Here is a 15,126-nt window from a genome sequence, read left to right on the forward strand (position 1 = left end):
CCCGCTCCCGCCCGATGTCCCGCCGCCTGTGCCCGAGCCGTCTCCCCCGGTACCGCCGGATCCTATATCTGAAGCGCAGCCAGGGAAGCTCAAGAGGGCGAGGACGGGCACCGCGAGAGCGATTGATTTGCGCGAGGCACGAGAACGGACAGGCATGAAAGCCTCCATGTTTCGAGTGCAGTGGCGGAATGCGACACGCCGTGCATGGCACGTAGTACGTGACACGCAATCGCCGTACTTATAGCAGACGGTAGAGAAGTCTATGTGTTTTCGCGTTGGTAACGCTGTTTTGTCACGTGTGCGAATTTGCGCTGTGACTATGCCAATGACAGGTGAACGAGAAGTTTCAGGGCGCAGTGCGATGCGTTCGCCGTCAAGCCGAGGACCCGCTGCCGACACACCCACTGCGCCCGGGTCGTCACCTTCGTACCATCCATCATGGTGAAGGGATCGTGCAGCTCGTCATACGCCTTCAGCTCGCTGAAGGCGGGCATGTTGGGCACGGGACAGTCCGCGCCGGGGGTCTCGACCCCGACCAGCGTCGTGTCCCCGCCGCCCGTCCGGTTCGAGCCGCCGGCGCCCGTCGGGTCCGAGCCGCGGACGCCCGCACCGCTCGTCGAGGAACCGCCCGTTCCCGAGGTCACGCCACGGATGTTACCGCCGCCGGTGCCGGCCACGGACCACGTGGTGCCAGCCGACGAAGAGCCGTTGGTCGGGCTGCCGGTGCTGGTGGTGTCATCCTCATCAACTGTGATGCCGCCATCGCTGGGGCCGCACGCGACGAACAGGGGGAGGAGGGCCGTTGGGGGGAGAGGTCTGGAGAAGGCTGGCCGAGACGACACCATCAGACGACCATTCCCAGCGGAGGGCGGTTCGATCACGCTTATCGCTGGGAATCGTACGGCCGGAGCGGGCAGCGCTTGGTTGGGGTGCAAATGTTCAACCAGTTTGTAGTCGATGGGATCGATCCGGATCGTCTCCGGGAACACCTCGCGAAAGCTCGCGCCTGCGGGACATCCGAGGAAGCGACACTTTTACCCGACCTCGTGTCCGGGCTCCGCGCGCTAGCTCGGCCGCTGCGCTCCACGGCCGATCTCGACCCCTTGACCGAGCGCATCGGCGACGCGCGCTGCGCGCTCCTGGGCGAGGCGACGCACGGGACGCGCGAGCTCTACACGTGGCGCGCAGCGCTCTCCAGGCGGCAGATCGTCGAGGCCGGCGCCTCCTTCATCGCCGTCGAGGGCGACTGGCCCGATCGCTACCGCGTCAACCGCGATGTGAAGGGCTGCGCGGACGCGGGGAGCAGCGCCCGCGCGGTGCTGCGCGCCTTCGATCGCTGGCCGACCTGGATGTGGGCCAACGAGGAGGTCGCCGACGTGGGTGTGGGGGTCCAAACGCCTTTGCGAAGGCAAGCGCCCACTCGCCCCAACGTTCGGTTGACATCATCGCACAACCACGATGTGTTCGTGCCATCCAGAACACCCTAGTATTTAGCGGGTAAGCGTGTCCCGTTAGGCTCAGCGGTTACCGCTATACTGTACACGCCTCCGGAGTGGCAGGTGAGCGCCGGCGTTCGCGCGGGCGCGGCGCCCGCAAATAATGATTGACCCCCGTTCCTGCGACACCTCAACCTGGTCATCGAGATGTCGCAAGAACTCCTTGGAATTGTAAAATTCCCCCATCGGTGCGGAGGCCGCGCCAGCGCCCTCGGCGGGCTTCTCCGCCGTGTCGCTCGGCTGCTCGACCTCGACGGAGGGCGTGAGCGGCACGCCGGACGCCGGGGGCCCGACGGCTCCGGGCGCCGGACGGAGCGAGCGACCGGCGCCCCCACGTGCCTCGTCGGCGCCTTGCTGGGAGCTGGAGGCCGGGGAAGGGGCTGCCGGCTCCTCACGCCGCGTGTGCCGTTCTGGAACCAGCCGTGCGGGGGCGGGGCCAGTGAGCTTCGCCGATCGCGGCGCGACCGACAGTCCAGCTTACCAAGACAAGGAAACGAGACCATGAAACGCGCTTATCACCTCTCCTTGCTCCCCCTCACCCTGGCGCTGCTCTCTCCCGCGCTCGGCTGCTCCGGCTCGGACACCGAATCCTCGAGCGACGGAGCGACCGGCGCGTCGTCGAGCTCCGGCGGCTCCGCGACCGCTGGCGGGGGCAGCACCACCGCGTCCACCGGCGGCGGCAGCACCACCGCGTCCACCGGCGGCGGCAGCACCACCGCGTCCACCGGCGGCGGCAGCACCACCGCGTCCACCGGCGGCGGCAGCACCACCGCGTCCACCGGCGGGGGGACGACCGAGAAGTTCAGCTTCTTCGTAACCAGCCTCGCCGCCATGCGGGAGCTGTCGGGCTCCCAGGACGGCTTCGGGGGCGATCTCCGCTTCGGGGAGACCGGCCCGGGCGCCGGCCTCCGCGGAGCGGACAAGATCTGCGCGACGATCGCCGAGAAGAGCCTGCCGGGCGCTGGGAGCAAGACGTGGCGCGCGTTCCTGAGCGCCGCGGCAGGCGAGGACGGCAAGCGGGTCGACGCGATCGATCGGATCGGCGAGGGGCCCTGGTACGACCGCATCGGCCGGCTGGTCGCCAACAACAAACGAGAGCTCTTGAACGAGCGCCCCTCCGGGGCCGACGAGGCGGTCGCCGACGATCTGCCGAACGAGGACGGCGTCCCCAACCACCAGCCCGATCCGAGCCTGCCCGAGGTGGACAACCACGACACGTTGACCGGGAGCAACGCGGAGGGGCGGCTCTATGGCGCGACGGCCACGTGCAGCGATTGGACGAGCGCCGCAGCGGACAGGAGCTCGAAACCGCGTCTCGGGCACTCGTGGCCGAGGAGCTTCGGCGGCGGCGGGGCCGGCGGCCCGGGCGGCATCAACATGGCCCACTGGATGTCGGCCCACGACGCGGCCGGGTGCACCCCGGGCGTCAACCTCGTGGACGCGGGGGGACCGCAGCAGGGCTCGACCAGCGTCGGCGCCGGCGGCGGTTACGGCGGGATCTACTGCTTTGCCCTGACGCCCTGACGTCGGCGCGCCCGCGGCGCTGCCCGCGCCCCAGGTTCGCGGCAAACGCGCTCGGTCGCGCAGCGCCGACCGACCCGAGGCGCCCCGACAACCGGCCACTGGGCGGTAGAAGGCACATTCGACGTCCTCGCCTATCCGACACAGAAAGGCTCACCGAGGCACACGCTCCCTCCTGCGACGCTACAAAACCACGCGTTCTTCGGGCTCGCCCAGCCTGGCCTACCGTTTGCTCTCCGCGGGCTCGAGAGGTAACGCTGATGTCGAGATTCTTGACGATGGTGTGCGCTTGTCTGCTTGCGTCCGCATGCGGCGACGACACGACGGGGGGGAGCCCGTCCGGCTCCTCGAGCAGCTCCGCCAGCGGCGGCGGCCAGGGCGGGGACGGCGGCTCCGGCGGAGGGCCGGGCGGCAACGGTGGCAGCGGCGGCGGCGAGGTCGATTGCTCGGCGTTCGAGGACGACGAGCCGGGAACGCCGGTGACGATCAGGGTGACCAACCACCGAGCGACGTCCATCTATCACCCGGGCAACGAGTGCGTCGAGCGCTTCCGCATCGGTCCGGACGGCGGGCGCCTCGGCACGGCGGATTACCCTTGGGTGTATATGACCTGCGAAGAGGTCCAGACGGAAGACGACTGGCCGCAAGACTGCTTGGGCGGGAGCACGTTCGAGATCGCCGCCGGAGAGAGCGCGACGTTCTCCTGGAGCGGTCTGCTGTACGAGACCCAGCAGATGCCGATCGCCTGCGCGGCGCAGCCGGACAATCCATTCGCCAACGACTGCCCGCGCGCGGTCGCCGTGCAGCCCGGAGCGTTCAAGATCGCCCTCGAGCTCTTCGGCGCGGCCACGTGTGAAGACGAGGGCCTGTGCTCCCTCGGCGAGCCGTTCACCGTCGAGCAGAGCTTCACGTACCCGGACGACACGGCGGTCGAGCTCTCCGTCGACTGACGTCGCGACGTCGAGCGCGCGGCTCTCGCCGCCTGGCGCCTCCCATCGCGCGTGCGCGGAGCCCCAACTGCGAAGCGGCGTGAGCGCCGCAGGCGAAGCCCCCTGGCGCCCGCAACGCCGGCGTCGAGGCCGCGCGCGGTCTGCGCCCGTTTCGGCGCAGCCGCGCGGCCCGATCGAGGCTCGATGCGCCCGCTCCCTGCGCGTCCTCGGCAGCGGGAGGGGCGGCGCGGGTCGTCGATCGCGTGCTCTCGGCGGAGCGACCCGGCTACACGATCGTGTAGCTGGTGCAAGGTGGCCTGCGCGGGAGGGAGACGCCGCGGGCGAGGGCAAGCATTTCACCAGGACGCCGGACCGCCGCAGCGAGGCTCAGACAGAGGTCAGCAGCTCAGGCGGAAGTCGTGGGTGAACGGTAACCGCCCGACAGGCGCCATCTTGTGCCGTCGCGCTCCCGCGAGCACGCTCCGCCGTTTCGCCGCTGCGAGCCGTGCGCGCGCGTTCGCAGGCGGCGAGGCCCGCGCGGAGCGGCGCCCGGCGCAGCCGCGGCCGTCCGCGGCCATACGCGACCGCGCCGCCGCAGCGCACCAGGCGGCGGCTCTCGCGCTCCCCGCGATCTGTTCGATCAGCCGCCGCCCCCCCCCGGGGGGGCCTCGGCTCACGCGTCGGTCGCCGGCGACTTGCCCCAGGCGTCGGGCAGCAGCTCGTCCAGGCGCGACAGCGGCCAGCCGGCTTGCAGCTTGCCGATGACGTCCGTGGCCCACGCCAGCGGGTCGATGCCGTTCAGCTGGCAGGAGCCGAAGACGGTATACGCACGGGCGAGGCGCTCTGCTCCCTTGTCCGAGCCGGCAAACAGGTAGTTCTTCCGGCCGATCGAGATACGCCGCAGGCTTCGCTCGGCCTCACCGTTGTCGATCTCGAATCGACCGTCGGTGAAGCAGCGCCGCCACGCCGCCTCTTGACCGAGCGCGTAGCGGGTCGCTTCGTAGAGCGGTGTCTTCGGTACGAGCCGCGGGTGCAGCTCGCGAATCCACCGATACAGCTCATCGACCGCACCGAGCGACTGCTCGTCGCGTCGCTCTTTGCGCGCATCGGGCCCCAGTCCTTCGGCCTTGCAGGCGGCCTCCACCCGGTAGATCGTCTTGAAGTACGACAGCGCGATGGCGGCGCGCGCATCGCCGCTCTTCGCCGCCTTCTCGAACTTGGCGCGGATGTGCATGCCGCAGCCGAGACGGCGCTCGTCAGGCACCACGGGGGCGCCGTCCTCGTCCTCCATCGCGTCATAGCCGGCGTAGCCGTCGCCCTGCATGTACCCGCAGAAGCCGGCGAGCATCACGGCCGGCCGCTTCGAGCTCCAGTCCGGGGCATAACGAAACGCAACCAGCTTGGTGCCATCATCGACCTGGGCCGCGAACGACCAGACATGCCCGCGCTTGACCCCGTTGGGATGATCGCGATCGAGCACGCGCAGGCCCGTGTCGTCCACATGCAGGTAGAACGCCTCGACCACCCGCTCGAAGATGCGGTCGGCGACCGGGGTGAGCACGTCGACCCCGAACGCCGCCCAGTCGCCGAGGGTCGAGGGCGACAGCGACACGCCGCTGCGCTCGTACTGCTGCGTTTGCCGGTAGAGCGGCGTCGAATCGTGGTACTTGTGCACGAGGATGTGCGCGAGCAGGCCCGGTCCCGGTCGGCCCCGATCCATGACCTTCTCGCTCGCCGCGGTGACGACGCCCTCCTCGGGGCAGGCGGGGCAGGCCAGCTTCTCGCGCTTCTCCTCGATGATCCGGAACTGGGCCGGCACGAACTCGAGGACCTCGCTGGTGCGATAGCCGATGCACTGTTTCGTCTCCCCGCACTGCTCGCAGGCGCGCTCGGCCTCAGGGACCTGGATGACGCGCTCCTCGCGCGGCAGGTCCTTGGGCAGCGGCGCGCGGCCACCGCGGCCGCGCGGAGGCTTCGGAGGATCAGGCGGCTGCGGTATGGGGCCGTCGCCCGGCTCTGTCGCTGCCGCCTCGTTCGAGGGAGCGGGCGCGGGCTCGCCGCCCTTCTGCTCCGCGTCGCCGAGCGCCGCGAGCATGAGCGACAGCTGCTCGGAGCTGACCTTCTGGCTCTTGCGGCCGTACAGCTCACGAAGCGCGTTGGCCAGCCGGACGCTCAGCGCGGTGTTGGTGTCTCGCTGCCCGACGAGCAGCTGGACGACCAGCTCGATGAGGTCCGCGATGCGCCCCTCGGCTGCCAGCTGCTCGAGCTTGCGCCGGACATCCTCAATGTCGACGGGTAGCTTGGCGGGCGGTGCGGGCGGCTCGGTCATCGGGCGCGCCATGTATCCACGGCGCGCCGGACAAACAAGGCGTTCCGTTTTCAGACGGAGTTTTCTCCGTCTCGGCCCTCGTCGGGCGCCAGCGCTTGCGCCGTGTCGCGGTCGACAGGTCCAGCCCTTCGAGCATCAGCGACAGCTCCGCGGACTCGACCTCGACGTGCGTCGCCCCTTGCGGCACGTCGCGCGCCAAGTGGAACCTTCCGCACGCCAGCTTCTTCGCCACAAGCATGTACCCAGTGCGATCCCAGAACAAAATCCGGATCTGGTCGCCTCGCCGATTCCTGAACACGAACAGATGCCCGCAGAGCGGATCGGCTCCGAAGCACTGCGCGACCAGCGCCGAAAGGCCATCGAAGCTCTTCCGCAGGTCGGTCGGCTCGGCCGCGACGTACACGCGCACCGACGGCGGCAGCGTCAGCACGGCACCTCCTCGGCAGCGAGCGCCAGCACTCGCTCGAGCGTGGCCGGGTCGAAGCCCGGCCGAACACGGACCACCCGGCCGTTGGGCAGCGCGATCTCGATCGGCTCTGCCGCCGCCGGCGATGTGTCGGCCACCACGTGCACCGGCAGAAAGCGCGGCGCCTCCACCGACGGAGGCGACGGCTGGGAGGCCACTTCAGCCCGCAGCTTCCAGCGCCACCAGTACAGCTGCTTGGCCTTGTACCCCTCGCGCCGTGCGAACTGCTCGGCGCTCAGTCCGCTCCGCTCCCATCGCTGCACCCGCTCGGCCCACTCCACTCTCGTCGCCATCGCTTCCTCCTTCGTCGCGATGGGAACAGCTAACCGGCGCCGCACGGGCGGTCACGATGGCGTTGGTCGGGCGCTTACGGTGAACGCTCCGAAGGGCTCCGGGGCGTTTGGTGCTAGTACTACAGCCGCACGTCGGTGAGCACCGAACGAGCTGGGCTCCACCAGTGTGCGGAAGAGCCAAGCGTTCCGATCGCCCGCCCGCTCATCGAAATCCGCGGAGATTCCGCGACGTGCGGCTGTAGTACTAGGTCGTCGCGGTCGTCGGCGCTCCCGTCCCGGGAGTAAGGGTTCCCGTCGCCCCCATCTCCGCTGCCCCCCGAGATGATGGTCACTCCCCCGCCGCCATCACCCGGCGGCGTCCACGGCGCGCACGTCGTGCAGTCCGGCCCCGTCGGCTCGTACCCCGTCGGATCCACGAGGTTCATCGGGTCGTTCAGCACGTAGCTGTACCGGTTGTAGCTCTGCCCGAACAGCGGCGCCGACACCACCGGATCGGGCGTCAGCACCCGCTTCAGCTTCGGGTCGTAAATCCGCCCCTTCAGGTTGATCAGCCCGAGCTCGTCGTCGTGCTCGTGCCCCGTCAGCCCCAGCCGCAGCTCCGCCAGCAAGCCACCCAGCGGCGCTCCGTCGCGCTCGATCCGCCTCCCGAACGGCTCGTAATACGCATACGCCGACTTCGACGCGCTCCCGTCCGCCTCCGTCACCAGCGTCACTTTAACTATTTGCTATCGAGGCTATGAAGCCGGAGCTCAACCTCGCCGAGAAACATTGAGAGCCTTTCTCGATCAACCTCAAATGGACTGAGCAGCACTGCCGCAGCATCGCGCCTCTGTTCCTCCGACCATTTCCTCCAAACGCCTCGCCAAGAGGAAGCAGCAAAATCGCATGCCGCTGCCCATTCCGGCCTGCCTGGTCCAAGACGCGCCCACGAGCTCCACCGCTCAGCAGCAACCGCGCCTTCCCGTCGAACCTCCTCTGCGACGATGGATTCCTTAATCCTAACGGCCAGAGCAGCCAGGACTGAGCTTCCAGGAATGTCCAAATCGTCTGGATTTGGATGAAACTTTGCCTCGACTATAGCTCGAAGCAGTGCCAGCGCCTCAGCATGCGACCCAACTTCAATCATTGAAACCTCACGCTCATCGGTACGGGTTTGGACCTGAGAACAGCACATCAACATGGCGACCGAATCGCACCGTTCCTTTATAAATCAGCTCACCGGGCTTACCCGGCACAAAGATCACTCCCTGCCTCGTCGAGAACTCAATGACATATGCTCCGCGGTCGACATGACTCAGCGCTCCAATAAAGATCTCGTCAAACGCTTGCTCTGGGCTTAACATCCTCTCAGTAGCGAACACTTGACCCTTTGAGTTGGGCCGAAGCATTCGTGATTCCATAATAGCCTCATATCCAGATTTATCCGTGTAATGGCGCAGAATTCGCCCCGCGCCAATTGCGCCCGCCCCTCCCCCCGCGCGCGGCCCCGCCCCCAACCCGTCGCCGAAGCTGGCGCCCGCGGAGGCCGCCATCATCAGCCCGTCGGCGATCCTCCCCGGGTCGTTCTGGCTCAGCCCCTCCAGCACCCAGACCTCGCCCACGAGCGCCGGCACCGCCTTCAGCGCGAAGCTCGCCGCGTTCGCCGCCCCCACCTGCGTCGACGTCATCCCCACCGCCCCGCCGAACACCGACAGCTCCTCGATCGCCAGCAGCGCGTAGCCCCCCGACCACACCAGCAGCGCCGCGCCCGCGCCCAGCATCGCCCACTGCGTCACCCGGAACGTATCGCGCTGCAGCGCCTCGTGGTACAGCCGGTCCTGCCGCGCGCGCTCGTTCAACAGCTGCACCAGCAAGCTCTCCTGGTGCGACCCGGCCCCCGCTCCCTGGAACCCGTCCACGTCCGACTTCACCACCTGCGGAGGCGAAGGCGGACCTAGGTCGTCGCGGTCGTCGGCGCTCCCATCCCGGGAGTAAGGGTTCCCGTCGCCCCCATCTCCGCTGCCCCCCGAGATGATGGTCACTCCCCCGCCGCCATCACCCGGCGGCGTCCACGGCGCGCACGTCGTGCAGTCCGGCCCCGTCGGCTCGTACCCCGTCGGATCCACGAGGTTCATCGGGTCGTTCAGCACGTAGCTGTACCGGTTGTAGCTCTGCCCGAACAGCGGCGCCGACACCACCGGATCGGGCGTCAGCACCCGCTTCAGCTTCGGGTCGTAAATCCGCCCCTTCAGGTTGATCAGCCCGAGCTCGTCGTCGTGCTCGTGCCCCGTCAGCCCCAGCCGCAGCTCCGCCAGCAAGCCACCCAGCGGCGCTCCGTCGCGCTCGATCCGCCTCCCGAACGGCTCGTAATACGCATACGCCGACTTCGACGCGCTCCCGTCCGCCTCCGTCACCAGCGTCACGCTCCCCTGCGCGTCCTGATGCAGGTACTGCACACGCCGCGCCGCGCTCCCCGCCTCCACCACCACCTGCGCCACCATCAGCCCGTCGCTCCCCGGCACGAGGAACACGTGCTTCGTCCCCTCCTCCCCCTGCCGCCGCTCGTACAGGCCGCCCACCGTCACCGTCGTCCCCGCCGGGCCCACCTTCCGCACCCGCGCCCCCGCCGCGTCGTAGTCGAACCGCGTCACCCCCGCTGCCGTGGTGATCTCACGCGGCAGGTCGAAGCTCGTGTACCGGATCTCCCGCTCCGGGTCCCGCTCCAGACGCCCGCGCGCATCGTAATGGAAGCTGCCCTCGAGGTTGGACGACACCACGTGCGGGCGCGCATCCAGATACTCGTTCTTCTCTCGCTCCTTCCCGTCGACCAGCACCCGCGTCAGGTTCCCCAGACGGTCGTACAGGTACTCCGTCTCCTGCTCCACGCCGCCGGCCTTCAAGCTCCACGCGCGCAGCCGGTGCAGCGTGTCATACGCATAGCTCTCGCTCCGATCTCCCCCCGGCTCGAAACGGTGCTTCACCCGGCCATCGGAGTAGTACGCATACTTGAGCGATGACAGCACGAGCCCGTCGATCCGCTGCTCCACCGACACCAGCCGGCCCGTGACAGGATCATGCCACCGCGTCAGCATCACGCCGCTGCCGTACTCGGCCTCGAGCAGCGCACCGTCCTCGTTGCGCGCGTTCACCGTCCACAGCGGCGCCCCCGCCGACGCAGGATCCGACGTCACGTCCGCGATCCGCTCGAGATAGCCCCGGCTGTCGTACGTGTGCTTCACCGTGAACCGCGGCGCCTTCGGCACCTCGGGGTACGCCACGGTCTCCACCCGGCCCTGCGCATCATAGGTCGTGCGCACCTCGAACGGCTCGCCGTCGACCCTCCACGTCAACGACTCCAGCCGCCCTTGCTTGTCATAGTCGTAGCTCGTCGTGGTCCCATCCGGGCTCGCCGTGGCCGCGAGTCGCCCCACCCCGTGCGCCGCCGTGTCCCACGCGTAGTCCGTCTCCCCATCGCCGTCCACGAACCGCTCGATCCGGCCGATCACGTCGTGCTCGTAATTCGTGACCTCACCGCCGTCCACCTTCTGGTAGAGGTCGCCGAGGCCGTTGTACGAGAACCGCGTCGTGCCCCTGTCCGGGTCCTCGATCCGCGTGCGCCGCCCCCGCACGTCGTACTCGATCACCGTCGCGTTGCCCTCCGGATCGACGACGCGCTCGATCTGATCGAACGGGCCGTACCCGTAGCGCGTCGTCAGCGGCCGCGACAGGTGAGGGTCGAACCGGTCGGGCTCCGTCGACAGCTTCTTATAGCCCAGGTACGAGGTGCTCTGCACGACGCGGCCGTCGAGGTCCCGCACCAGCTTCGTCAGGCTGCCCCGCGGGTCCGACGCCACCGTCTCGAAGAACGAGTGCGTGTAGCGCGTCGTCGCGCCGTCGGGGCCCACCACCCTCAGCAGCCGCCCGAGGCTGTCGTAGACCTGCTTGGTCCGCGGCGCCTCGTCCAGCTGGCGCGCCGGACGGCTCTGCGCGATCACGCGGCCGAACGCATCGTACGTCGTCTCGCTCGTCACCGTGCTGCCGTCGTGGCCGACGTGGCCGGCGCGCCACGGCCTGCCGGACACGTCGAGCTCGACGAACCCGCTCGCCCCGCCGCCGTCCGACGCGCGCACCGTCACCCCGTCCCACCGCTGCTCGTAGCTCAACGCCTGCTCGCCGGCGCCGCCCGACCGCCGGCTCACCAGCCGGCCGAGATCGTCGTGAACACGGCTCGTCTGCACGCCGTTCGCGTCCATCTCCGCCATCACCACGCCATACCCGGCGTGCACCGCGAACCACTGCGCGTGCCCGAGGTCGTTCCAGATCACGCTCGGCGCCGTGTGCCCCGGCGTCCCGCCGTACCCGACGTGGATGCGCCGCGCCGGCACCCCCGGCGCCGTCTGCGTCACGCGCCGCAACAGCCCCTCGGCGTCATACTCATAGTGCACCGCCGCCGCCACGCTCGGCTCGGAACCCGGCAGATCCAGCGGCTCGACCACCGCGCGCTCGATCCTCCCCTCGCCGGTGAACTCGAACCTGGCGCGCCGCTCCGTCGAGGCCGTCCCCCCGGCCGTCGTCGACGTCACCTTCTCCCACGCCGGCAGCGACAGCAGCCACGGCTCCAGCCGGTGCTCGTACCCCCTCTCCACCACCGTCCGCGTCCCGCCCACCGTCTCGGTCGCCTCGCGCTCCAAGCTACCCCAGTCGTCGAAACGGGTCGAGCCGAACCGCGTCCGCAGCGCCGCCTGCACCGGCCCGTCGATCTCCGCGATGTGGGCGCCGCCGTCCGGCCCCCAGTCGATCGCCACCTCCTCTTCCCACGCCTCGCTCATCCAGTCCCGGGGAAACACCGCATGGGTCGCGCCGCCGTTCAGCGCGCGCGCCTCGTACTGCATCGTCCTGCGCTCGATCCGCGCCACCGCCTTGCTCGGCTGGTCCGTCGGTCCATCGGAGTCGTTCTCGAGCAACGGTGTCGCCACCGTCACCGTCGCCGGACGGCCGGCGAACGGATACCGCGTGCCGATGCGCGTCCCATGGTCGAACGTCGTCACCGTCTCGCGCGGGATCTTCGGCTCCCACACGCGGACCTTCCCGAAGCCGAGGAAGCCCCGCCCCAAGAGGTCCGAGCGCGGATCCTCGTACGAGAAATATCGCGACCTCAGCGCGCCCATCCCCGGGTGCACGAGGTGCTTCCGTACCACCGGGATGCCGCGCCGGTGGCACACCTGCGGATACGCGCACGCCGCAGACTCCGGCGTGTCCGTCCATTGCCGCGCGTACTCGATCTCCTCCCGGCGCGTGCCGCCCTCGTCCAGGATCTCATCGACCACGTCGATGACCGTGCTCTGCTGCACGAGCACGCGCAGGCTCCCGACCTTCGTGCCCGAGGAGCACGCGGACGTCGGCCCCTCGGTGGCGCTCGAGCAGCGCTCGGCGAGGTACATCAAGTCGAGCAGCCCGTCGCCGTCGAAATCGCCGCGCCGCAGGGCGGTGATCCGCGCCGACGGGGCCGCGACCGTCGTGGTCCTCCACCCCTGGTCCCAAGTTTGCGAATAGGCCGCGAGCAGCCGCTGAATCTCGACTCGCGGCGGATCGTCGGCAACGACGATGAAGTCGTCACGACCATCCGCATCGACATCAGCCACCTGGAGCGTGCCGGGATACCTGGCCGCCCCGTACCCGAAGGGCTCCTCGCGCTCGACGAATCCCTTTCCCGAGTTCCACGCCAGGTCGACAGCGGTGGTTCCCCCCGCGATGTGCTCGAGCAACACACGGTCACGAAGACCATCCCCGTTCATGTCCCCCATGTGCGAGTCGAAGACCGTGTAGTTGCCCGCCATGGGAATCTCGACGGCGCTGAAGCCGCCAGCGTCATCCCGATAATATGCCTCCGAAGCGCCCTTCAGCCACAGACCCGCGCGACCGTCGCCCTGCACGTCGAGCGCGACGGACGCGAACTCGAGCGCATCGACCGTGACGGGGATCCCCGTCTCGTCCACGGAGTCGAAGTCGCCGCTCGGCAGGTTGCGCCGCACCAGGAACCTCGGCTCGTAGATCGCATCCACCACGTTATCGAGCAGCTTCACCAGGTCGGCGAGCCCGTCGCCGTCCACGTCGGCGAAGTGGAAGGGCTCCACGCCGGCAGCGGTCGACCCGAGATCGGGCGACATCGGCACCGCGGTCCCGGTCGGCGCGAACCCGCTGCCCGTCCAGGCGTACATCTCGAACTGCTCCGCCCGGCGATTCCAGGTGAAGAGTTCGCTCCGGCCGTCCCCGCCCGCATCCACCGCCTTCGCGTGCTTCAGCGTCGCGCCTTCGAAGGCCGGCGAGCTCCCGGTCTCTCCGGCGAGCGCCATCTTCGCGCCCAGCGGCTCGCCCGAGGGCAGGCTGCGCAAGAGCAGGTACGGCGCCGCGGGATCGGCGGTCTCGAGCAGCACCTCGTCCTTGCCGTCGCCGTCCACGTCCAGCACGAGCGGGTGCTCTGCGCCGGTGAACCACGGGTGCTCGTCGAGCGGGACCTCCTTGAACCAGTCGCCGTAGCGGGACGACCACTTGAACTGCCGCGCGACAAAGCAGCCGCCGAGCCCACCGCAACGCTTCACCTCCACGAGCCGCGGGCGCGCCGTGTCCGCGCTCTCCTCGGGGCCGTCCTCGTAGGCGAGATCGTAACGCCATAGCAGCCCTTGAGCGCTCGGGTTCGGCCCATGGACCTCGATCCATCGCAGGACCCGGCTTCGCCTTCGAGGCACGCCGGCCGTGTAGAGCGTCCCCGTGCCGTACCGGCCCATGCCGTAGCCGAAATCGATCCGATGGCCCAGGTACTCGATCCTGTCGATCAGGTGCTCGGCCTCGTCCTCCTTCGCTTCATCTCCCGCGAAATCCGCATAGATATAGGAGACCGTGTTGCCGTAGCGGTCTTGCTCCTTCGTCATCCGGAAGTCGAGCGGCCCGACCCGCTCGTAGTCGCGGATGCGCCCGTCCTTCAGCCACGCCCGGAAGCGCTCCGGCTGCGGGGTGCCGTAAGAGATCACCCGGGTGAAGCTCTCTTCCTCGGTACGGTACTCGGTGCCATCCGCCCCGTACGCGCCGTTCACGCCCACGAGCCGCTGGCCGTCCAGGCAGAAGACGTCGGTCGCGTCATTGTCGATCCCGTCGACCACCCCGTCGACGGCGATCGTCTTGTGGCAGCGCAGGATCGACGAGAGGCCGCTCAGCGAGAACCCGACGCCCAGCAAGCCGTCGCCGGCGCGGCTCGAGTACGTGATGGCGAGGCGCGGCTCGATGCCACGCCCGGGCGGCACGTCGATCGGCAGCCGGTAGGTATACGCGCCGTCCGGCGTCACCTCCCCCGACCCGGGCAGGTAGCCTGCGTCCGCGCCGGCGACGATCGGTGTCTCGGGCAGCTTGAACGCCGCCGGCTGCTCGGGAGGTGCCTCCTAGTTGAAGGCCTGCCGGACCGCGTCGAGCTGGGGCACGCGGTCGCCGGCGCACGACAGCATCGCCAGCAACGCGAGCAGGGCGAGCTGCGCCCACGCACAGAAAGGCTTCATCATGATCTCCGTGACCTCTGCCCTGGGTTGGCGACCTCACACCCGGTCGCGCGGCCGCGCTCTGCACACGCGGGGCCAGCGCGGGCGTAAGGAGGGCTCAGGCCCCTGGAAAACGGAGCTCCCAGCGTTCATCGCGGCGAGCGAGGCGATGATGGCCCGGGCACGCTGCTCCTCGCTGGACCATGACCGCAACCTGTTGCGGCAGGACGCAAGAGATTGCACGTTGCGCGCAACCCGGCGATATGGGGCTCGGGGTGAGGGTCGCCCCGCCTGCACTCCTGAGGGGTCCAGACTGCACTCTCCTGGGGTCCAGACTGCACTCCCCAGCGGTCCCAACTGCACTCCGGAGGGGTCCAGACTGCACTCCCCAGCGGTCCCAACTGCACTCCGGAGGGATCCGAGCTGCATGCCAGAGACATTCGGGCCACAGCCCGGAACGACCCGGATCACGGCCCGGGGGCGTTCCCACTGCACCCCGTACCCGTCCGGAGACAAACGCTGGGCTCGATCGTTCGCGCCTCGGAGCGCTCCCGCCACGCCGCCCGCGGCGGGCTCGCGCCGCGCCG

The 15,126-nt window shown here is 69.3% G+C and carries 10 protein-coding genes; 3 read left to right on the forward strand and 7 right to left on the reverse strand.

Annotation, left to right across the window (positions count from 1 at the left end; translation table 11 throughout):
• Positions 1-317: 317 nt before the first annotated feature.
• On the reverse strand, positions 318-881 hold the full coding sequence (locus tag WMF20_RS33975) for a hypothetical protein (protein WP_437605995.1): 564 nt from the start codon (positions 879-881) through the stop codon (positions 318-320).
• A 54-nt stretch (positions 882-935) separates the two neighbouring features.
• On the opposite strand from WMF20_RS33975, the gene WMF20_RS33980 reads away from it, so the two are divergent.
• Positions 936-1,487 carry an erythromycin esterase family protein gene (locus tag WMF20_RS33980; protein ID WP_437605996.1) on the forward strand — a complete coding sequence of 184 codons (552 nt, stop codon included), beginning with the start codon at positions 936-938 and terminating at the stop codon, positions 1,485-1,487.
• A gap of 524 nt (positions 1,488-2,011) precedes the next feature.
• Here the strand turns inward: WMF20_RS33980 and WMF20_RS33985 are convergent.
• Positions 2,012-2,329 (reverse strand): hypothetical protein, encoded by a 318-nt coding sequence (locus tag WMF20_RS33985; protein ID WP_437605997.1) that lies wholly within the window; start codon positions 2,327-2,329, stop codon positions 2,012-2,014.
• Between WMF20_RS33985 and WMF20_RS33990 the strand changes: the two genes are divergently transcribed.
• Both WMF20_RS33990 and WMF20_RS33995 read left to right on the forward strand, forming a co-directional pair.
• On the forward strand, positions 2,328-3,020 hold the full coding sequence (locus WMF20_RS33990; protein WP_437605998.1) for a hypothetical protein: 693 nt from the start codon (positions 2,328-2,330) through the stop codon (positions 3,018-3,020). The two genes, WMF20_RS33985 and WMF20_RS33990, sit on opposite strands and share 2 nt — an antisense overlap.
• Positions 3,021-3,277: 257 nt before the next feature.
• Positions 3,278-3,967, forward strand: coding sequence for a hypothetical protein (locus tag WMF20_RS33995; protein WP_437605999.1), 690 nt, complete (start codon positions 3,278-3,280; stop codon positions 3,965-3,967).
• A 652-nt stretch (positions 3,968-4,619) separates the two neighbouring features.
• Here the strand turns inward: WMF20_RS33995 and tnpC are convergent.
• The 5 genes from tnpC to WMF20_RS34020 form a co-directional block, all read right to left on the reverse strand.
• Entirely contained in the window at positions 4,620-6,287 is a 1,668-nt protein-coding gene (gene tnpC / locus WMF20_RS34000; RefSeq protein WP_437606001.1) for an IS66 family transposase, read from the reverse strand.
• On the reverse strand, positions 6,229-6,705 hold the full coding sequence (gene tnpB, locus WMF20_RS34005) for an IS66 family insertion sequence element accessory protein TnpB (protein WP_437605159.1): 477 nt from the start codon (positions 6,703-6,705) through the stop codon (positions 6,229-6,231). Before tnpB ends, tnpC begins: the two co-directional genes overlap by 59 nt.
• The gene (tnpA, locus tag WMF20_RS34010) at positions 6,699-7,034 is read right to left on the reverse strand and encodes an IS66 family insertion sequence element accessory protein TnpA (RefSeq protein ID WP_437606002.1); all 336 of its coding nucleotides are present in this window, start codon (positions 7,032-7,034) and stop codon (positions 6,699-6,701) included. Before tnpA ends, tnpB begins: the two co-directional genes overlap by 7 nt.
• A 119-nt stretch (positions 7,035-7,153) precedes the next feature.
• Positions 7,154-7,747: an RHS repeat-associated core domain-containing protein gene (locus WMF20_RS34015; RefSeq protein ID WP_437606003.1), complete on the reverse strand. Its 594-nt coding sequence runs from the start codon at positions 7,745-7,747 to the stop codon at positions 7,154-7,156.
• A gap of 426 nt (positions 7,748-8,173) precedes the next feature.
• The gene (locus tag WMF20_RS34020) at positions 8,174-14,353 is read right to left on the reverse strand and encodes an FG-GAP-like repeat-containing protein (RefSeq protein WP_437606004.1); all 6,180 of its coding nucleotides are present in this window, start codon (positions 14,351-14,353) and stop codon (positions 8,174-8,176) included.
• Between the last annotated feature and the right edge of the window lie 773 nt (positions 14,354-15,126).

The sequence above is a fragment of the Sorangium sp. So ce834 genome (assembly GCF_051521425.1).
Lineage (GTDB): Bacteria > Myxococcota_A > Polyangia > Polyangiales > Polyangiaceae > Sorangium > Sorangium cellulosum_D.

Coding starts and splice junctions, on each gene's coding strand:
- WMF20_RS33980 (WP_437605996.1), top strand. CDS start 936: ATGTTCAACCAGTTTGTAGTCGATGGGATCGATCCGGATCGTCTCCGG.
- WMF20_RS33990 (WP_437605998.1), top strand. CDS start 2,328: ATGCGGGAGCTGTCGGGCTCCCAGGACGGCTTCGGGGGCGATCTCCGC.
- WMF20_RS33985 (WP_437605997.1), bottom strand. CDS start 2,329: ATGGCGGCGAGGCTGGTTACGAAGAAGCTGAACTTCTCGGTCGTCCCC.
- WMF20_RS33995 (WP_437605999.1), top strand. CDS start 3,278: ATGTCGAGATTCTTGACGATGGTGTGCGCTTGTCTGCTTGCGTCCGCA.
- tnpC (WP_437606001.1), bottom strand. CDS start 6,287: ATGGCGCGCCCGATGACCGAGCCGCCCGCACCGCCCGCCAAGCTACCC.
- tnpA (WP_437606002.1), bottom strand. CDS start 7,034: ATGGCGACGAGAGTGGAGTGGGCCGAGCGGGTGCAGCGATGGGAGCGG.